The 18,604-nt window shown below is 66.5% G+C and carries 18 protein-coding genes; 10 read left to right on the top strand and 8 right to left on the bottom strand.

Going from position 1 to position 18,604, the window contains the following annotated elements:
* Nucleotides 1–87: 87 nt before the first annotated feature.
* The 4 genes from trxB to QRN23_RS01135 all read left to right on the top strand — a co-directional run bounded on the left by trxB (nucleotide 88) and on the right by QRN23_RS01135 (nucleotide 3,916).
* Nucleotides 88–1,080 carry a thioredoxin-disulfide reductase gene (trxB, locus tag QRN23_RS01150; RefSeq protein ID WP_123571099.1) on the top strand — a complete coding sequence of 331 codons (993 nt, stop codon included), beginning with the start codon at nucleotides 88–90 and terminating at the stop codon, nucleotides 1,078–1,080.
* 48 nt (nucleotides 1,081–1,128) lie between these two features.
* Nucleotides 1,129–1,455 carry a thioredoxin gene (gene trxA, locus QRN23_RS01145; protein ID WP_043595317.1) on the top strand — a complete coding sequence of 109 codons (327 nt, stop codon included), beginning with the start codon at nucleotides 1,129–1,131 and terminating at the stop codon, nucleotides 1,453–1,455.
* 117 nt (nucleotides 1,456–1,572) lie between these two features.
* On the top strand, nucleotides 1,573–2,877 hold the full coding sequence (locus QRN23_RS01140) for an aminotransferase-like domain-containing protein (RefSeq protein ID WP_277958885.1): 1,305 nt from the start codon (nucleotides 1,573–1,575) through the stop codon (nucleotides 2,875–2,877).
* A gap of 76 nt (nucleotides 2,878–2,953) precedes the next feature.
* Nucleotides 2,954–3,916: a D-alanine--D-alanine ligase family protein gene (locus QRN23_RS01135; RefSeq protein WP_277958886.1), complete on the top strand. Its 963-nt coding sequence runs from the start codon at nucleotides 2,954–2,956 to the stop codon at nucleotides 3,914–3,916.
* A 1,166-nt stretch (nucleotides 3,917–5,082) separates the two neighbouring features.
* On the opposite strand, the gene QRN23_RS01130 is transcribed toward QRN23_RS01135, so the two are convergent.
* The 8 genes from QRN23_RS01130 to rpmH form a co-directional block, all read right to left on the bottom strand.
* On the bottom strand, nucleotides 5,083–6,030 hold the full coding sequence (locus QRN23_RS01130; protein ID WP_285062117.1) for a ParB/RepB/Spo0J family partition protein: 948 nt from the start codon (nucleotides 6,028–6,030) through the stop codon (nucleotides 5,083–5,085).
* Nucleotides 6,030–6,953 (bottom strand): ParA family protein, encoded by a 924-nt coding sequence (locus tag QRN23_RS01125; RefSeq protein ID WP_056044235.1) that lies wholly within the window; start codon nucleotides 6,951–6,953, stop codon nucleotides 6,030–6,032. The genes QRN23_RS01130 and QRN23_RS01125 overlap by 1 nt, the downstream gene beginning before the upstream one ends.
* 221 nt (nucleotides 6,954–7,174) lie before the next feature.
* Entirely contained in the window at nucleotides 7,175–7,810 is a 636-nt protein-coding gene (gene rsmG / locus QRN23_RS01120) for a 16S rRNA (guanine(527)-N(7))-methyltransferase RsmG (RefSeq protein WP_285062116.1), read from the bottom strand.
* A gap of 10 nt (nucleotides 7,811–7,820) precedes the next feature.
* Nucleotides 7,821–8,384 (bottom strand): Jag family protein, encoded by a 564-nt coding sequence (locus QRN23_RS01115; RefSeq protein ID WP_285062115.1) that lies wholly within the window; start codon nucleotides 8,382–8,384, stop codon nucleotides 7,821–7,823.
* The gene (gene yidC / locus QRN23_RS01110) at nucleotides 8,381–9,337 is read right to left on the bottom strand and encodes a membrane protein insertase YidC (RefSeq protein ID WP_285062114.1); all 957 of its coding nucleotides are present in this window, start codon (nucleotides 9,335–9,337) and stop codon (nucleotides 8,381–8,383) included. Before yidC ends, QRN23_RS01115 begins: the two co-directional genes overlap by 4 nt.
* Before the next feature lie 10 nt (nucleotides 9,338–9,347).
* Entirely contained in the window at nucleotides 9,348–9,710 is a 363-nt protein-coding gene (gene yidD / locus QRN23_RS01105; protein WP_082460104.1) for a membrane protein insertion efficiency factor YidD, read from the bottom strand.
* Nucleotides 9,707–10,042, bottom strand: coding sequence for a ribonuclease P protein component (gene rnpA / locus QRN23_RS01100; RefSeq protein ID WP_056044228.1), 336 nt, complete (start codon nucleotides 10,040–10,042; stop codon nucleotides 9,707–9,709). The genes yidD and rnpA overlap by 4 nt, the downstream gene beginning before the upstream one ends.
* Nucleotides 10,043–10,050: 8 nt before the next feature.
* Nucleotides 10,051–10,188, bottom strand: a complete 138-nt coding sequence (rpmH, locus tag QRN23_RS01095; RefSeq protein WP_043595303.1) for a 50S ribosomal protein L34 — start codon at nucleotides 10,186–10,188, stop codon at nucleotides 10,051–10,053.
* Nucleotides 10,189–10,576: 388 nt separating this feature from the next.
* Between rpmH and dnaA the strand changes: the two genes are divergently transcribed.
* The 6 genes from dnaA (at nucleotide 10,577) to gyrB (ending at nucleotide 18,560) form a co-directional block, all read left to right on the top strand.
* Complete coding sequence (dnaA, locus tag QRN23_RS01090) at nucleotides 10,577–11,992, top strand: chromosomal replication initiator protein DnaA (protein WP_159828377.1); 1,416 nt, start codon at nucleotides 10,577–10,579, stop codon at nucleotides 11,990–11,992.
* Between the two features lie 497 nt (nucleotides 11,993–12,489).
* Nucleotides 12,490–13,638 (top strand): DNA polymerase III subunit beta, encoded by a 1,149-nt coding sequence (gene dnaN / locus QRN23_RS01085; protein WP_056044224.1) that lies wholly within the window; start codon nucleotides 12,490–12,492, stop codon nucleotides 13,636–13,638.
* Between the two features lie 60 nt (nucleotides 13,639–13,698).
* Nucleotides 13,699–14,586 (top strand): phosphogluconate dehydrogenase (NAD(+)-dependent, decarboxylating), encoded by an 888-nt coding sequence (gnd, locus tag QRN23_RS01080; protein WP_056044222.1) that lies wholly within the window; start codon nucleotides 13,699–13,701, stop codon nucleotides 14,584–14,586.
* Between the two features lie 17 nt (nucleotides 14,587–14,603).
* The gene (gene recF / locus QRN23_RS01075) at nucleotides 14,604–15,869 is read left to right on the top strand and encodes a DNA replication/repair protein RecF (RefSeq protein ID WP_285062103.1); all 1,266 of its coding nucleotides are present in this window, start codon (nucleotides 14,604–14,606) and stop codon (nucleotides 15,867–15,869) included.
* Nucleotides 15,866–16,420, top strand: coding sequence for a DciA family protein (locus QRN23_RS01070; protein ID WP_082460102.1), 555 nt, complete (start codon nucleotides 15,866–15,868; stop codon nucleotides 16,418–16,420). Before recF ends, QRN23_RS01070 begins: the two co-directional genes overlap by 4 nt.
* A 166-nt stretch (nucleotides 16,421–16,586) precedes the next feature.
* The gene (gene gyrB, locus QRN23_RS01065; protein WP_056044219.1) at nucleotides 16,587–18,560 is read left to right on the top strand and encodes a DNA topoisomerase (ATP-hydrolyzing) subunit B; all 1,974 of its coding nucleotides are present in this window, start codon (nucleotides 16,587–16,589) and stop codon (nucleotides 18,558–18,560) included.
* Nucleotides 18,561–18,604: the final 44 nt, after the last annotated feature.

Below are 18,604 nucleotides of genomic sequence, written 5' to 3'. Positions count from 1 at the left end.
ACCAGACGATCGAGGGATCCGACCGCACGAGCCATCGCTCGCGGGTCGTCTTCCCGCTCGTGAAGTTCTCCCCCCAGGAAGGTGCCCATGCGCCAGGTCATCATCATCGGTTCCGGCCCCGCCGGCTACACGGCCGGCATCTACGCCGCCCGGGCCGGTCTGCGCCCCCTCATCGTCGCGAGCTCGGTCGAGGCCGGCGGCGAACTCATGAAGACCACCGAGGTCGAGAACTTCCCCGGATTCCCCGACGGCATCCAGGGCCCCGAGCTCATGTTCAAGATGCAGGAGCAGGCCGAGAAGTTCGGCGCCGAGGTGCTGCTCGACGACGTGACCGCCGTCGACCTGACCGGTGACGTCAAGAAGGTCACGCTCGGCAACGGCACCGTCGAGGAGAGCCTCACGGTGATCTTCGCCACGGGCAGCGCGTACCGGAAGCTCGGCCTCGCCGACGAAGAGCGCCTGAGCGGACGCGGCGTCAGCTGGTGCGCCACCTGCGACGGCTTCTTCTTCAAGGAGAAGGCGATCGCCGTCGTCGGCGGCGGCGACTCCGCGATGGAGGAAGCGACGTTCCTGACCCGCTTCGCCTCGAAGGTCTACGTCATCCACCGCTCGAGCAGCCTGCGCGCGTCGAAGATCATGCAAGACCGGGCTCACGCCAACGACAAGATCGAGTTCCTCTTCGACAAGCAGGTCACGGCCATCCTCGGTGGCGAGAAGGCCACCGGCGTCACCCTGACCGACACGGTCGACGGCAGCACGACCGACCTCGACCTCGACGGCCTCTTCATCGCCATCGGCAACGACCCGCGCGTGCACCTCGTCCACGGCCAGGTCGACCTGACCTCGGACGGCACGATCGCCGTCCAGGGGCGCAGCTCGAAGACCAACCTGACCGGCGTCTTCGCCGCGGGCGACGTCATCGACGCCACCTACCGGCAGGCGGCCACCGCCGCGGCCTCGGGCACCGTCGCCGCGCTCGACGTCGAGCACTACCTGGCCTCGCTCGACCAGACCTTCCTGGCCGAGCAGACCGTCGGGTCGGCCGAGGGCGTCGAGACGTCCGAGTCCGTGGTCGCCTGACCCGCGCCTCCTGAAGCCAACCCAGATCACCCTGACGAAAGGAACACCATGAGCAGCGCCAAAGCAGTGACCGACGCGTCCTTCGAGGCCGACGTCCTCAATTCCGACAAGACGATCCTCGTCGACTTCTGGGCCGAGTGGTGCGGCCCGTGCCGCGCCGTCTCGCCGATCCTCGACCAGATCGCCGCCGAGCACGGCGACAAGATCGAGATCGTCAAGCTCAACGTCGACGACAACCCCCAGACCGCCATGAAGTACCAGATCACCTCGATCCCGGCCATGAAGGTCTACCGCGGTGGCGAGGTCGTCAAGACCGTCATCGGCGCCAAGCCCAAGCCGGCCCTCGAGGCCGACCTGGCGGAGTTCATCGCGTAGTCGACACCGACACCACGACGAGAGCCCGCCCAGCACACGCTGGGCGGGCTCTCGTCGTCCCCGGTCGGGACGGGCATAGTCTTGACCGATTCACCCTCTGACAGAACAGGGACACCGATGAGCGACAAGGGCACCAACCTCGACCCGTGGTACGACTCGTACGCCGACCGTACGGCCGGCCTCAGCGCCTCCGAGGTCCGAGCCCTGTTCGCCGTCGCCTCGCGCCCCGAGGTCGTCTCGCTGGCCGGCGGCATGCCGTACGTCTCCGCCCTGCCCCGAGAACTCGTCACGGGGGCCATCGACCGGGTCATGGCCGACGGGGGAGCGATGGCGATGCAGTACGGCAGCGGCCAGGGCACCCCGGCCATCCGCGAGCACATCATGCAGATCATGGCGATGGAGGGCATCCGCGGCAGCGCCGACGACGTCGTCGTCACCACGGGCTCGCAGCAGGCCCTCGACCTCGTCACCCGCCTCTTCGTGAACCCGGGCGACGTCGTGCTCGCCGAGTCGCCGAGTTACGTGGGCGCCCTGGGGGTCTTCAAGGCCTACCAGGCCGACGTCGTGCACGTCCCGATGGACGAGCACGGGCTCGTGCCCGAGGCCCTGCGAGAGGCCATCGCGGCCGTCACCGCTCGTGGGGGTCGCATCAAGTTCCTCTACACGATCCCGAACTTCCACAACCCGGCCGGTGTCACCCTCACGTGGGCCCGACGCGTCGAGATCCTCGAGATCTGCCGCTCGGCCGGCATCCTCGTCCTCGAGGACAACCCCTACGGGCTGCTCTACTTCGACCAGCCGGCCCCGCAGGCGATGCGCTCGATCGACGACGAAGGCGTCATCTACCTCGGGTCGTTCTCGAAGACGCTGGCACCCGGCTTCCGGGTGGGTTGGGCACTCGCCCCGCACGCCATCCGCGAGAAGCTCATCCTCGCCAACGAGTCCGCCACGCTCTCGCCGAACTCCTTCGGGCAGTTCGTCATCACCGAGTACCTCGACCAGGCCGACTGGCGTGGGCAGATCGAGACCTTCCGTGGCCTGTACCGCGAACGGCGTGACGCGATGATCTCCGCGCTGGGGGAGTACCTGCCGTCGCTCACGTGGAACGTCCCCGACGGCGGCTTCTTCGTCTGGGTCGGACTCCCGGCCGAACTCGACTCGAAGGCCATGCTGCCCCGGGCGGTGAAGGAACTCGTGGCCTACACCCCCGGTACGGCGTTCTTCGCCGACGGCGACGGGCGTCAGAACATCCGCCTGTCGTTCTGCTACCCGACGCCCGAGTCCATCCGCACCGGTGTCGCGCGCCTGGCGAACGTCGTCAACGGAGAACTCGACCTGCTGCGCACGTTCTCGACAGCGAGCCTGTCGAACCGCACCGCGCGCCCGCAGAGCGTCGTGGTGCCGCCGCCGAACACCATCTGACCAGCATTTTCATCGTCTCGTAGCCGTTCGGACCACGAGACGGTCCTGCGTCGTGACACGAAGAAGAGGTTCCACCATGGCATCGAGCGAACTGCGTACCGTCACCGTCCTCGCCGGCGGCATCTCGCACGAACGTGACGTCTCCCTCCGATCGGGGAGGCGCGTGGTCGACAGCCTCGTCACCCACGGCATCGAGGTCGAACTCCGCGATCCGGACGCCTCGTTGCTCGGACACCTCACCGCGTCACGTCCCGACGTCGTGTGGCCGGCCCTGCACGGAGCGAGTGGTGAGGACGGCGCCCTCCGCGGACTGCTCGAGGCGCTCGACGTGCCGTTCGTCGGCAGCACGGCGGCGGCCGCGCGACTGGCCTGGGACAAGCCGACCGCGAAGGAGCTCGCACGTCGCGCCGGTGTGTCCACACCGCGCGGCATCACTCTGTCTCACGACGCCTTCCGCGAGCTCGGCGCCGTCGGTGTGTTGGAGGCGATCGCCGACGAACACCCGGTGCCCGTCGTCGTGAAGCCCGCACGGGGTGGCTCGGCCCAGGGCGTCACGGTCGTCGACGACATCGGGGCTCTGCCCAGGGCCATGGTCGACGCGTACACGTACTGCGACGACGTCATCGTCGAACAGAAGATCACGGGCACCGAGATCGCCGTCGGGGTCATCGACACCGGTGACGGACCCCTCGCCCTGCCTGCCGTGGAGATCGTTCCTCGCCAGGGGTTCTACGGCTTCGAGGCGCGCTACAACGCGGGGGAGACGACGTTCTTCACGCCCGCACGGCTCGACGCCGTCGCGTCGGAGTCGGCGGCGCGGGCTGCCGTGGCCGTCCACGAGGCCCTCGGGCTGCGCCACTTGTCGAGGGTGGACCTGATCGTGGATGCCGCAGGGACCCCGTGGTTCCTCGAGGTCAACGTCCTGCCCGGACTGACCGAGACATCGCTCGTCCCGATGGCCCTGGAGTCCGCCGGGTACGAACTGGGCATGTTCTACGCCGCCCTGGCTGAGAAGGCCGTCACCGACCACCTCCGCTGACGACACGTGGTCGACGTTTCACGTGAAACGTCGGGCGGTCGGCGGGGTACTGCAAGCCCATGGTCGATCTTCTGGGCATACAGGTGCAATGAGTGGACGCACCCAGGATCATCGACGATCCCTGCACCTTCGTTGTCGTCTGCCCGTGGTCTGGACACAGAAGTAGCCCGTGAACTGTATGTTTTATCGAACCTCGACGGCTCCCTAGAAACCACGACGAACCATCAAACGTCGAGTCTGACGAATACGTCGGTGTTCATCAGGCCCGAGTTGGAACGTTGCCGCAGACGAAGTGCGACCGCCGCCAAGAGCGCCGTCATACAGGCACAGAGCCATGCATCCGGGCCTCCATGTCGAACCGCTCGAGGAAGATCTAGCATCGTCGCCCCCTCTAGCCCAGGTTCCAGAGTCCACTTTGCGTCACCACATGCCCAGGAAGTGCAGCTGCCAGTGCACGTACCTATGCCTGAGCTGCCCTGGAGGTGGGTCTGGCCCCGCGTCGACACGGTGCCTCTATCTCTACAGGGCCTGAACCTGCCTCTGTGCGAGCATGAGAACCTTCGCTTGCCCCCGCGTCAGTCCCCTCGCCCCCACAGGCAGTCATGCAACCACCTGCGCCCGCACCGCGGCGTACCCCTGCCCTCGCACTGCATCTGCGAGTGCGCGTGCGCGTGCGCGTGCAGTTCCCGCCTGCGACGGCGCCCTCAGCACTGCACCTGCCGTGCGCGTGCGCGTGCGCGTGCAGTTCGCGCCGGCGACCGCACCCTCCGCCCTGCACCTGCGCTCATGAAACGCCTGCACCTGCACCTGCACCTGCACCTGCACCTGCACCTGCACCTGCACCTGCACCCCAAGCCTACGGTGCCGCTTCGAAGACACCGGATCACGGCCGAAATCAGCACCGTGCCACTCCAACAGGAACTTTGCCTGCTCTTACCGCCAAAAGGACGCTCACGAACACCCTCTGGAGGAAGCCACTGTCAGATCCCCGCGCGGGAGAGGCCTATTGCGGGAAGACAGGCAGCACTGTTTCACGTGAAACGTCCCACCACAGCACCCTCACATGACGATCTTGTCCCATCAACAAGAACCGCCTCTACCGGCAAACGCAGGGGCGGTCGATGTTTCACGTGAAACCGATGCCGGTCAACGCTGTGGGCGACTAGTCACGACTCCTGGTCGTGTCCCAACTGGCCGAGGATGCGATTCAGGTCCTGCATGGACGCGAAATCGATGGTGATCGACCCCTTCCGAGCGCCCAAGGACACCTTGACCCGCGTCTCGAACCGGTCACCGAGGGTCTCGGCCACCTCGTCCAGATGAGCCTGATGTTTGCCGGGGGTGGCCGTGCGCGTCGACTTCGGCTTCGCGCTGCCACCTACAGCGATGGCCTCAGCAGCTCGCACACTGAGGTCCTCGTTGACGATGCGATCCGCGAGACGAGCCATGAGGACCGGGTCACCCGTGCTCAGGATCGCCCGCGCGTGGCCTGCGGTGAGGACGCCGGAGGCGACTCGCCGCTGGACGGCTGCCGGCAACCTCAGCAGCCGCAGGGTGTTCGTGATCTGGGGGCGGCTCCGACCGATGCGGGTCGCCAGTTCATCCTGGGTTATGCCGAAGTCGGCAAGAAGTTGCTGATAAGCGGAGGCTTCTTCGAGGGGGTTGAGCTCGGCGCGGTGCAGGTTCTCCAGCAAGGCATCACGCAGCATCGCGTCGTCGGCGGTGTCTTTGACGATGGCGGGGATCGTTGCGAGCCCCAGCTCTTTGGTCGCTCGCAGGCGCCGCTCGCCCATCACCAGCTCGTACTGTGCTGCTCCCTTGCCGCCGTTCTTGATCGGGCGGACGACGATGGGCTGCAGGACGCCCACCTCTCGGATCGAGGTCACCAACTCAGCGAGCTCTTCCGCGCGGAACTCGGCCCGAGGCTGCTGCGCGTTCGGAGTGATGTCCAGCGGATTCAGGTTGGCGAGACGAGCGCCCGGCACGGCGATGAGTTCGTCGGCCGTCTGCTGTGCCGTCGGGAAGAAGACGTCGACCGGGCGGTCCTGGCTCTCGTCGGAGACGGGGATGAGGGCGCCGATGCCGCGCCCGAGACCGGTTCGCTTGGTTGCCATTACTGGGGTGCTCCTCGACGTGCTAGTTCGGCGGCCGCCTCGAGGTACGAGATCGACCCGGGGGAGTTGGTGTCGTAGCTGATGACGGTCTGCCCGTAACCGGGGGCCTCACTGATCCTGACGGACCGGGGTATGAGAGTGTTCAGTGCCTCATCTGGGAAATGCTCGCGAACGTCGGCGACGACCTGCTGAGCAAGGTTCGTCCGGCCGTCGTACATCGTCAGCAGGATGCTCGACACCTTGAGCTTGGGGTTCAGGTGCTTCTCGATCAACTGGATGTTGCGCAGCAGCTGGCTCAACCCCTCGAGTGCGTAGTACTCGCACTGGATGGGGATGAGTACTTCACTGGCTGCGACGAACGCGTTGATCGTGAGCAACCCGAGCGACGGAGGGCAATCGATGAAGACGTAGTCGTAACGATCGCCGGCGTTCTCGGTCTTGCTGAGGTACTCGGACAACGCCCTGCTCAGTCGTTGCTCGCGAGCGACGAGTGAGACGAGTTCGATCTCGGCGCCGGCGAGATGGATGGTCGCGGGGATGCAGAAAAGCGTGTCGAACTCCGGGCTCTTCTGGACGACGTCCGCTACCTCGCCGTCGTTCACCACGACGTCGTAGACACTCGGGGTCTCTGCCCGGTGTTCCACACCGAGGGCCGTGGAGGCGTTGCCCTGGGGATCGAGATCGATGACCAGAACCTTGGCCCCACTCCGCGCAAGGGCGGCGGAGAGATTGACGGTGGTCGTGGTCTTGCCGACACCGCCTTTCTGGTTCGAGACGGTGATCACTCGAGTCGAGGCGGGCGACGGGAGCGGTTCGCGAGACAGGGCCTTCTTACGACGGTTCAGGTCGGCAAGCTCTCGAGCCAGGGGAGTGCTTCTGTCGTCGTCAGCCGAGGAACTCACTGAGGGTCTCCGTATCGCCATGTTTCACGTGAAACGACCTACCCGGAGGTGTGATCACGCCGCTGCGAGACGGCACGGTGATCATCGGGGATCGGAGACCGAGTCTATCGGCAGGCCCCGACAAAGACGGGGACCCGAGGTCCGCGTGCCTGCCGAACCACTTCGGTCGACACGGAGCGCAAACCCCGAGTAGTCGAACATGACCTGATCAAAGCCACATTACCGTCACTAACGCGGACCAGTCAGTCCAAGGTGGCGATGAACACCCGGGTCGTCTCGTCGACGAGCCCCACGCCCAGTTCACGAGCCTCGACGTCGATGAGGTGATGGCGGGCGATCACCTTGCGGGCGGCGGCGATCTCGTCGTCGACCCGAGCGCCCTTCATCAACAGCAGCTGCCCCCCGGTCTTCACCAGAGGCGCCGTCAGCGGGATCAGCTTGGAGAGGGCCGACACGGCTCGAGCGGTCGCCTGGTCGAGCCAACCCTCCAGCTGTACGTCCTCGGCACGGGCACGGACGACCTCGACGTTGTCGAGCCCCATTCGATCGGCTTCAGCCGTCAGCCAGTCGACGCGCCGTTCCATCGGCTCGATCAGGACGAGCGTGGCGTCCGGACGAGCAGCAGCGAGCACGAGTCCCGGCAGGCCGGCTCCCGACCCGATGTCCCCGACGCGACCCGCGACCAGCAGAGGTGCCAACAAGCCACAGTTGACGACGTGGCGGGTCCAGAGACGCGGCAGCTCGAGCGGTCCGATCAGGCCGAGTTCCTCGCCGTACTGGGCCAGGTCGGCCGCATAGCGGCGAACGACGTCGAGTCGGTCGCCGAAGATCGTCGCCGCGACGGCGGGCTCGACCTCGAGGGTCGACGTGTCGGTCATGTCGTCCGGCTCAGGGACGCGTGATGACGGTGTGACGGTCGCGGCCTTCGCCCTCGGACTCCGAGGTGAATCCCCGCGCCGCGACGATGTCGTGCACGAGTTTGCGCTCGTAGGAGGACATGGGGGGCAGGGCCGCCGAGGTGGCACCGTCCTCGAGCTTCGAGACCGCGTGGTCGACCAGGCGGCCGAGTTCCGTCTCGCGAGTGGCGCGGGATCCCCCGATGTCGAGGATGAGGCGGGAGAACTCACCCGTCTTGGTCTGCACCGCGATGCGGGTCAGCTCTTGGAGGGCGTTGACGGTGTCGGGCTTCGACAGGACGCGCAGCTTCTGCTCACCACTCGAGTCGACCGAGATGTACGAACGACCACCACGGACCTCGATGTCGATGTCGCCGTCGAAGTCGCAGATGTCGAGCAGCTCTTCAATGTAGTCGGCGGCGATGTCGCCCTCGTCGAGGACGTCGGCGGCGTCGTCCGAGGCGACCTGCGCCTCCCCGGTTTCGTTCGAGACGACGGCGTCGTCGTTCTCGGCGGCGGGCTCGACGATGTCGGTCGTGGAGTCGTCAGAGGTCATTTCTTGGGGCCGTTCTGCTTCTTGGAGCGGTTCTTGCCGACGGGCTGGGTCCGCTGGGTCGTCTTCGGCACCGCAGGCGCCGACTCGATCTCGGTCACGGTGATGCTCGGGAGTCCCTTGCGCTGCTGCTTGCGCGCGAGGCGCTCTTCGCGCGCCAGGGCCGCTTCGCTGCCGGGGGTGGGCATGTTGCGGATGACCAGGAACTGCTGGGCCATGGTCCAGACGTTCGAGGTGAGCCAGTAGAACATGACGCCGAGGGGGAACGAGAGGCCCGAGAAGACGAACACGAGGGGGAGGAAGTACAAGAGCATGCGCTGCTGCTTGAACATGGGGCTCGCCTTGGTCTCGGGCGACATGTTCTTCGAGACGATCTGCAGCTGCGTGATGAACTGCGAGGCGGTCATGATGACCACCATCGCTCCGGCCATCAGGCGGACCTCCCATGTGGTGGCACCCAGGAAGGTCTCTTTCAGGGGGGCGCCGAAGAGAGCCGACTCACCGAACGAGTTCGAGAGCGTCGCGTTCAGCAGGCCGATGCCCACCTTCTCTTGCTGCGCGTTGTGCAGCACGGTGTAGAGGCTGAAGAAGATCGGCATCTGGATCAGCAGGGGCAGGCACGAGCTGAGCGGGTTCGTCCCCGTGTCCTTGTAGAGCGCCATGGTCTCGCGCGACATGGCCTCGCGGCTGAACTGGTCGCGCTTGCCCTTGTACTTGTCCTGGATCTTCTTGAGCCGGGGCGCGATCTCCATCATGCGTCGCTGGCTCTTGATCTGGCGGACGAAGATCGGGATGAGGCACGCCCGGACCACGAGGACCAGGCCGACGATCGAGAGCACCCACGTGCTGCCGGCCGCGGTGTCCATGCCGAACGCCGTGAGGACGTTGTGGAAGCCGACGAGGATCGCCTCGACGACCCATCTCAGGGGCCAGAGGATGGTGCCGATGAAGTCCATGGTGTTCGGGTCAGCCCTTTCCGTGGCTCTGTGCGGCGATGCGGCCCGTCCCGAGGAGGTCGGGGGCGGTGGTGCCGGATCGCGGTGTCACGAAGCCGGACTTCGTGACGCGGTACTTCTGTGTACGGGGCTCCGGGACGTCGTCGACGCCTCCGGCTGCCCAAGGGTGACACCGGGCGATGCGCCAGCTGCCCATGGCCACGCCCCGCACGACGCCGTGCAGCTGGATGGCCTCGAGGGCGTACCGGGAACACGACGGGTAGTAGCGACAGACGTCGCCGTAGAGCGGGGAGACGACGGCGCGGTAGACGCGGAGGATGAGGACGCACGCGTTGCGGGGAAGCAACGCGACGAACTGCACCGCTCTTGTCACGCTCTCACGCCCCTGTCGACCACCTCGGAGATGTCCGACAGCAGGGTAGACCACGCAACGTCGGGGCTGCCTGGCAAGGCTCTGATCACGACGTCGAGCCCGCCGGGGATCGTCGGCAGGAGTTCGTGGCACACCCCCTTGAGCCGGCGCCGGACCGTGTTGCGGACGACCGCGTTGCCCACGGTCTTCGCCACGATGAAACCGAACCGGACCAGCTCGTCGTCACGACGCCGCACGTACACGACCGAATGCGCCGTGCCCGACTTGCGGCCACGGCGCACGGTGGTTCGGTAGTCGTCTGCGCGGACGATCCGGTTGGCCCGGGCCAACACGGAAGTGGCTACGCCGAGAGCTCGGTGCGGCCCTTGCCACGACGGGCGGCGAGGATCGCGCGGCCGGCACGCGTACGCATGCGAGCACGGAAACCGTGCTTCTTGGCCCGACGACGGTTGTTCGGCTGGAACGTTCTCTTGCTCATGGTGGTCCTCCAGGAAAGCGGACCAGGCCTGTTGCCACGATCCGAGAAGTCTTGTACAGCCAACGCGGCTGAAATCAACTGATTAAAAGTACGCGTGATCGGAGCCCGGGTCAAACGGCCGCTTCCCAGGAGGTTTGTCCACAGTGTTGAAAACTCTGATTGCGGACTCCACACCCCGTCGAACTAAGGTGGGTACTTCTCGCGGTACTTCCGCGTGACGACGGGGAACACGCAGCGATCCCGGCCCGAACGGCGCCAACCGATCGGTGGAGAAAGCTGTGCATAACTCGTCCCGCACTCGTACCCTTCGAACACCGTCGGGTGAACGCGACCCGCACGCGGAGGCGGCCGGATCCGTCCGCTGCCGAACCGCGAGAAAGAGACTCCAGTGGCGCACACCGTCGACCCGGTCCAGGACCTGTGGCGTTCCGTCCTCGCGACGCTGACGACCGACGACCGCATCACGCCGCAGCTGCACGGCTTCATCAGCCTCGTGGAGCCCAAGGGCGTGCTGGGCGGCACCCTCTACCTCGAGGTGCCCAACGACCTGACCCGCGGCATGCTCGAACAACGGATCCGTGAGCCCCTGCTCGAGTCCATCGCCGGGTTGGGCGACGCCTCCGTCTCGAGCTTCGCCATCACCGTCAACCCCGACATCACCCCGGACACCCTCACGCAGCAGGTCGAGCAGTCGGAGCCGGTCCACTACATCGAGGCGCCCTTCGTGCCGGCGCCCGTCGAGACGAGCGCGAGCGGGAAACGCAACGACTCCCGCCTGAACCCGAAGTACAGCTTCGACAACTTCGTCATCGGTGCGTCGAACCGATTCGCCCACGCCGCGGCCGTCGCCGTCGCCGAGGCTCCGGCCAAGGCCTACAACCCGCTCTTCGTCTACGGGGAGTCGGGGCTGGGCAAGACCCACCTGCTGCACGCCATCGGCCACTACGCCGAGACCATGTACCCGGGGATCCGGGTCAGGTACGTCAGCAGCGAGGAGTTCACGAACGACTTCATCAACTCGATCGCCAACAACCGGTCGAGCCTCTTCCAGCAGAGGTACCGAGAGATCGACATCCTGCTGATCGACGACATCCAGTTCCTGCAGGGCAAGGACAGCACCCAAGAAGCGTTCTTCCACACCTTCAACACCCTGCACGATCACGACAAGCAGCTGGTGATCACCAGCGACCTGCCGCCGAAGCACCTCACCGGCTTCGAGGACCGCATGCGTTCGCGCTTCGAGTGGGGCCTGATCACCGACGTCCAGGCTCCCGACCTCGAGACCCGCATCGCCATCCTGCGCAAGAAGGCCCAGAGCGAGAAGCTGCAGATCCGCGACGAGGTCCTCGAGTTCATCGCGACCAAGGTGTCGAGCAACATCCGTGAGCTCGAGGGCACCCTCATCAGGGTCACGGCCTTCGCCAGCCTGAACCGCACCGCCGTCGACCTGGCCCTCGTCCAGACCGTCCTCAAGGACCTGATCACGCTCGACGAGGACAACATCATCGCGCCGGTCGACATCATCAACCACACCGCGGACTACTTCAAGCTGACGGTCGACGACCTCTACGGATCGTCCCGCTCACAGGCCATCGCCACGGCCCGCCAGATCGCCATGTACCTGTGCCGCGAACTCACGAGCCTGTCACTGCCGAAGATCGGACAGCTGTTCGGCAACCGCGACCACACGACGGTCATGTACGCCAACAAGAAGATCAGCGAACTGATGAAGGAACGCCGGTCGATCTACAACCAGGTGACCGAACTCACCAGTCGCATCAAGCAGGACACCCGTTACAAGTGACGGGACGGCGGGCCAGGCCGGCCCGTCCTCCACGACCGTCCCGTCCGGGCGCCGACCACGTGTCGGCGCCCGTTCGTCGTTCCAGGGGGCGCTCGACGGGTCTGAGGGGGCCCTGGGGAGTCACGTTCCACACAGTGTGGATAACTTGTGGAAACTCGTGGATAACCGTGTCGACCTTGTTCACGGATCCGGGGGACCTGTGGGATCCCACTCGGAGCGACCGGCAGACCCCGAGCATTCTTGTCATTCGGTTCCACACGCCGTCCACAAGTCACACGCGTGTAGTTCCGCCGAGCCCCGGGGTTTTAAACAGGTTATCCACACTGTGCACAACGGTTAAGACTGTTAATCCTGGTTACAAGAAATTGATGGAGAGACAACCTTGTGGATCGATCCGGGCCCGGAGCTTCGGCTTTCGCCTCCCGGAAGGGCGGACCCCGATGCTGTGCCACTATTAACCGGCCATCCACGAGAGCGAAGTCGATAGGGGTCCCCGCGTGAAGTTCCAGGTCAACCGTGACGTCTTCAGCGATGCGGTCTCCTTCGCCGTCAAGCTGCTGCCCCAGCGCACCACCTTGCCGATCCTCAGCGGTGTCCTGATCGAGGCCGACGCCGACGGGCTCACCCTGTCGTCCTTCGACTACGAGGTCTCGGCCCAGACGAGCATCCCCGCCGAGATCGACGAACCGGGCACGATCCTGGTCTCCGGCCGACTGCTCGCCGACATCGCCAGCCGTCTGCCGAACGCGCCGGTCACCTTCTCCACCGAGGAGAACCGCATCTCGGTCAGCTGCGGATCCGCGAACTTCTCCCTGCTGAGCATGCCGGTCGAGGAGTACCCGACCCTGCCGACAGTCGGCGACCGTTCGGGCGTCGTGCCCGGCGACTCCTTCGCCCTCGCCGTCTCCCAGGTCGCGGTGGCGGCATCCCGCGACGACGTCACCCCGGTCATCACCGGCGTCCAGCTCGAGGTCACCGAGAACGCCCTCTCGCTCGTCGCCACCGATCGTTACCGCGTCGCCGTCCGAGGCATCGAATTCGATCCCGGCACCGTGGCGAGCACGACCACGACGACGGCACTCGTCCCGGCACGCACGCTGCAAGAGGTCGGCAAGACCTTCGGCAACGCCGGCACCGTCTCGGTCTCGATCACCGGATCCGACGAGCGCGAGCTCATCGCGTTCCAGGCGGACAACAAGACCGTCACCTCGTTGCTCATCAAGGGGAACTTCCCTCCGGTGAAGCGTCTCTTCCCCGACACCGTCGAGAACTACGCCGTGATCAACACGGCCGAGCTCGTCGAGTCGGTCCGCCGCGTCTCGCTCGTCCTCGAGCGCGAGGCGGCCCTCAGGTTCACGTTCACGATCGACGGCCTCACCCTCGAGGCCATCGGAAGCGAACAAGCGCAGGCGTCAGAGTCGATCGATGCGTTGTTGACGGGAGAGGACACGGTGGTCTCGTTGAAACCGCAGTTCCTCCTCGACGGTCTCGGAGCAGTTCATTCCGAGTTCGTCCGCATCTCCTTCACCAAGACGGAGAACCCGAACAAGCCCGGTCCCGTGCTGATCACCAGTCAGTCCTCGAAAGACCAGGCCGGTGCTGACAGCTACAAGTACCTGCTGCAGCCCAACCTCCTCCTGCGCTAAGAGCGCTCTGCCAGCAACGGTGCCGCCTCCGGGCCCCACCGCCACGAACAAAGGAACCTCATGCACATCGGCCTCGTCGGTCTCGGCAAAATGGGCAACAACATGCGCGCTCGCCTGCGCGACAGCGGCATCGAGGTGACCGGTTACGACGCGAACCCCGCCGTCTCCGACGTCGCCAGCCTCGCCGAGCTCGCCACCACGCTCCCCGCCCCCCGCATCGTCTGGGTCATGGTTCCCGCGGGCGACATCACCGCCGGCGTCATCGAAGAGCTCTCGAACGAACTCTCCGAAGGCGACCTGGTCATCGACGGCGGCAACTCGAAGTTCACCAGCGACTTCGCCAACGAGAAGCTCCTCGGCGGCAAGGGCATCAAGTACGTCGACGCCGGCGTCTCGGGCGGCGTCTGGGGCAAGGACAACGGCTACGGCCTCATGGTCGGTGGTTCCGCCGAGAACGTCGCCCTGGCGCAGCCGATCTTCGACGCCCTGCGCCCCGAGGGTCCTCGCGAGGAGGGCTTCGTCCACGCGGGCGACACCGGCGCGGGTCACTACGCCAAGATGGTCCACAACGGCATCGAGTACGCGATCATGCAGGCCTACGGCGAGGGCTACGAGCTGCTCGAGGCCCGAAGCGACCTCATCAAGGACGTCACCGGCACCTTCAAGGCCTGGCAGCGCGGCACCGTCGTACGTTCCTGGCTGCTCGAGCTCATGGTCCTCGCCCTCGAGGCCGACCCCAAGCTCGCCGAGATCTCGGGTTACGTCGAGGACAGCGGCGAGGGCCGCTGGACCCTCGAAGAAGCCATCAACCACGCCGTGCCGATGCCGACGATCAGCGCGTCGATCTTCGCGCGCTTCGTCTCGCGTCAGGGCGAGGGTTCGCCGACCATGAAGGCCGTCGCCGCACTGCGCAACCAGTTCGGCGGCCACGCCGTCAAGAAGGCCTAGCGCCTCCACCGGCCCGCGTGCGAGTACTGCATCTCAGCCTGACGGACTTCCGCAACTACACGTCTGCCGAAGTCAGCCTCGCGCGCGGGCCGAACCTCTTCGTCGGCAGCAACGGCCAGGGGAAGACCAACCTGGTCGAGTCCCTCGGCTACCTGTCGAGTCTCGGATCCCACCGGGTGTCGTCGGATTCGGCTCTCATCCGCCAGGGACGCGATTCGGCCGTCGTGCGGGCGCGACTACTCGCCGACGAGCGCGAACTGCTGGCCGAGGTACAGATCAACCGGTCGTCGCCGAACCGGGCGCAGGTCAACCGGGGGGCCATCAAGCCTCGCGAGCTTCCGCGCTACTTCACGAGCGTCCTCTTCGCTCCCGAGGACCTCGCGCTCGTCCGCGGCGAGCCGTCCGGTCGTCGTCGTTTCCTCGACGAACTCCTGGTGGCTCGGTCGCCCCGGTTCGCCGGCGTGCAGACCGACTACGACCGGGTGCTCAGACAACGCAACACGCTCCTGAAGTCGGCCCGCGCCTCCGGGGTGAAGGCCGGCCAGCTCGGCACGCTCGACATCTGGGACGAACGTCTCGTGGCCCTCGGCAGCGAACTCGTCGTCGCGCGTGACCGGCTCGCGGCCGACCTGGCCCCTGAGGTGGCTCGTGCCTACGCCGCGGTGGCGGGAGCGGACCACGCCGCACATCTCTCGACGGTGCTGAGCATCCGGGGCGCGACACCCGACGACGAGACGACCGCGGCCGAGGGGCCGACCGAGTCCATCCCCGCCGACCAGGTGCCCGACGTCTTCCGTCAGGCACTGGCCCGTGTCCGACCGACCGAGCTCGAGCGGGGACTGACGCTCGTCGGGCCGCACCGCGACGACCTCTTCCTCTCGCTCAACGGACTCCCCGCGCGCGGTTACGCCAGCCACGGCGAGTCCTGGTCGTTCGCCCTCGCGCTGAAGCTGGCCTCGGCCGCCGTGGTGCGGGTCGACTCGCCGACGGGCGACCCGGTGATCGTGCTCGACGACGTCTTCGCCGAACTCGACGGATCCCGTCGCGAACGTCTGGCCGACGCCGTCGCCGACTACGAGCAGGTGCTCATCACGGCAGCGGTCGAGGGCGACGTCCCCTCACGACTCAAGGCCCACACGGTCCGCATCGCCAAGGGGACGATCCTCGACGACGCCCCCGTCGTCGACGGTACGGGCGACGACGCGGTCGTCACCGCGCCGGCCGGCGACCAGGGGGCCGGCGACGAGGGGCCCGGCGACGCCGACGCCGAGGAGGCGCGGTGAGCGTCGACGACGCACCGCAGCCTCCGGCGTCCACGCCACCCGCGCCTCCTGAGCCCGAGGCGCAGCCCGACAGCGAGGCCCAACGGGTGTATCTGCGGTTCCGCCGGGTGTTCGGCGACCCCAACTCGCGGTCGCGCGACGCCCGGAAGCGCAAGTCGATCAAGTTGGGCTCCCCGAGCCAGCCCTTCGGCACGGGACGCGAGCCCCGGGGCATCGCCGACGTCCTCTCGGCCGTCACCAACGAACTCGGCTGGAACAGCCCGTTGGCCCAGTCCGAGCTGATGACCGCGTGGCCCGACATGGTGGGGGCGGAGCTGGCCGCGCACTCGGATCCGGTCTCGATCGACGACGGCACGTTGACCGTCCAGTGCGACTCGACGGCGTGGGCGACGCAACTGCGGCTGATGCGCACGCAGGTCACGACGACCATCGTGAAGAGGTACCCGGACGCGGGCATCCAGTCGGTGCGTTTCCTGGCACCCAACGCCCCGACCTGGAAACGCGGCCCCAGATCGGTTCCAGGGCGGGGCCCTCGCGATACTTATGGTTGACGAGGGTGAATCGTCCAAGTGCGGTGGGAAAATCCGTCTGAGGGCGGATTTCGCCCCGCGGCGGACAGGCCTGCGGTAGACTGGGAAGGTCGTCCGAGGGCCGCCCAGACAGCGGTCGCGACCGGTCGGCACATCTTCGTCCCGTCCGGCAGGAGCCCCCACGCACATGTCAGCTGATCCCACCGACGCCCAGCCCGACGACACCTACGGCGCCAGTGCGATCCAGGTCCTCGAGGGTCTCGAGGCCGTGCGCAAGCGTCCCGGCATGTACATCGGCTCGACGGGGCCCCGTGGTCTGCACCACCTGGTCTACGAGATCGTCGACAACTCGGTCGACGAGGCCCTGGCCGGCCACTGCGACCACATCGAGATCACCATGCGCGAGGACGGCGGCGTCCGCGTCGTCGACAACGGTCGTGGCATCCCGGTGGACGTCCACCCCGTCGAGGGTCGGTCGACCGTCGAGGTCGTCCTCACCGTGCTGCACGCCGGCGGCAAGTTCGGCGGCGGCGGTTACGCCGTGTCGGGTGGCCTGCACGGCGTCGGCAGCTCGGTCGTCAACGCCCTGTCGAGCGAACTCGACGTCGAGGTCCGCCGTCAGGGCAACGTCTACCGCCAGAGCTTCACCGACGGCGTGCCCGTCGCGCCGCTGGCCAAGGGCGAAGAGGACGACACCACCGGCACGACGATCACGTTCTGGCCCAACTCCGAGATCTTCGAGACCGTCGAGTTCGACTACGAGACGCTGCGCACCCGGTTCCAGCAGATGGCGTTCCTCAACAAGGGCCTCCGCATCGAGCTCAGCGACGAGCGCGTGCAAGAGGACGACGCCGAGCCCCGTCACGACGTCTTCCACTACGAGAAGGGCCTCGTCGACTACGTCGAGTACCTGAACACGACCAAGAAGGTCGAGACCGTCCACGACGACATCATCGCCTTCGAGCAGGAAGACACCGAGAAGAAGATCTCGCTCGAGGTCGCGATGCAGTGGAACACCTCGTACCAGGAGAGCGTCCACACCTACGCGAACACGATCAACACCCACGAGGGCGGCACGCACGAAGAGGGCTTCCGTGCAGCGCTGACCACGCTGATCAACCGTTACGCGCGCGAGAAGAACTTCCTCAAGGAGAAGGACGACAACCTCTCGGGCGACGACGTCCGCGAGGGCCTGACGGCCGTCATCTCGATCAAGCTCGGCGAGCCGCAGTTCGAGGGCCAGACGAAGACCAAGCTCGGCAACACCGAGGCCAAGTCGTTCGTGCAGAAGGTCGCCGGGTCGCAGCTGAACGACTGGTTCGACCGCAACCCCAAGCAGGCCGCCGAGATCGTCCGCAAGGGCATCCTCGCGTCGCAGGCCCGTCTGGCCGCGCGCAAGGCCCGTGAGCAGACCCGCCGCAAGGGCGTGCTCGAGTCGAACGGCATGCCCGGCAAGCTCAAGGACTGCCAGAGCAAGGACCCCTCGCGCAGCGAGATCTTCATCGTCGAGGGCGACTCGGCCGGTGGCTCGGCGGTCCAGGGGCGCAACCCCGAGACCCAGGCGATCCTGCCGCTGCGGGGCAAGATCCTCAACGTCGAGAAGGCCCGTCTCGACCGTGCCCTCGGCAACAACGAGGTGCAGGCCATGATCAAGGCCTTCGGCGCCGACATCGGAGAAGACTTCGATCCCGACAAGGCGAGGTACCACAAGATCGTCCTGATGGCCGACGCCGACGTCGACGGCCAGCACATCACGACGCTGTTGCTCACCCTCCTCTTCCGCTACATGCGGCCGCTGATCGACCTCGGCTACGTCTACCTGGCGCAGCCGCCGCTCTACAAGCTCAAGTGGAGCAACGCCAGCCACGAGTACGTGTACAGCGACGCCGAGCGCGACGCGGTGCTCGTGTCGGGTCGCGCGGCCGGCAAGCGCATCCCGAAGGAGAACGCGATCCAGCGTTACAAGGGCCTCGGCGAGATGGATTACAAAGAGCTGTGGGAGACCACGATGGACCCCGACACCCGCACGCTGCTGCAGGTGACGCTCGAGGACGCCGTGGCCGCGGACACCATCTTCGACACCCTGATGGGCGAGAACGTCGAGTCGCGCCGCAACTTCATCCAGCAGAACGCGAAAGACGTCCGCTTCCTCGACATCTGATGCGCGCCTCCGGCTGATCCGGAGCACGCCCGCGCCCCGACGAG

Origin of the sequence: Frigoribacterium sp. ME-P-080 (genome assembly GCF_030209595.1) — a bacterium.
Classification (GTDB): Bacteria; Actinomycetota; Actinomycetes; order Actinomycetales; family Microbacteriaceae; genus Frigoribacterium.
This window is presented reverse-complemented; position numbering and strand designations above follow the sequence as displayed.

Bases quoted from the DNA above. Each gene is read 5' to 3' on its own strand.
- QRN23_RS01135 (WP_277958886.1), top strand. From the start codon at position 2,954: ATGGCATCGAGCGAACTGCGTACCGTCACCGTCCTCGCCGGCGGCATC.
- yidC (WP_285062114.1), bottom strand. From the start codon at position 9,337: ATGGACTTCATCGGCACCATCCTCTGGCCCCTGAGATGGGTCGTCGAG.
- QRN23_RS01140 (WP_277958885.1), top strand. From the start codon at position 1,573: ATGAGCGACAAGGGCACCAACCTCGACCCGTGGTACGACTCGTACGCC.
- QRN23_RS01115 (WP_285062115.1), bottom strand. From the start codon at position 8,384: ATGACCTCTGACGACTCCACGACCGACATCGTCGAGCCCGCCGCCGAG.
- trxB (WP_123571099.1), top strand. From the start codon at position 88: ATGCGCCAGGTCATCATCATCGGTTCCGGCCCCGCCGGCTACACGGCC.
- rsmG (WP_285062116.1), bottom strand. From the start codon at position 7,810: ATGACCGACACGTCGACCCTCGAGGTCGAGCCCGCCGTCGCGGCGACG.
- rpmH (WP_043595303.1), bottom strand. From the start codon at position 10,188: ATGAGCAAGAGAACGTTCCAGCCGAACAACCGTCGTCGGGCCAAGAAG.
- gyrB (WP_056044219.1), top strand. From the start codon at position 16,587: ATGTCAGCTGATCCCACCGACGCCCAGCCCGACGACACCTACGGCGCC.
- QRN23_RS01130 (WP_285062117.1), bottom strand. From the start codon at position 6,030: ATGGCAACCAAGCGAACCGGTCTCGGGCGCGGCATCGGCGCCCTCATC.
- QRN23_RS01125 (WP_056044235.1), bottom strand. From the start codon at position 6,953: ATGGCGATACGGAGACCCTCAGTGAGTTCCTCGGCTGACGACGACAGA.
- trxA (WP_043595317.1), top strand. From the start codon at position 1,129: ATGAGCAGCGCCAAAGCAGTGACCGACGCGTCCTTCGAGGCCGACGTC.
- gnd (WP_056044222.1), top strand. From the start codon at position 13,699: ATGCACATCGGCCTCGTCGGTCTCGGCAAAATGGGCAACAACATGCGC.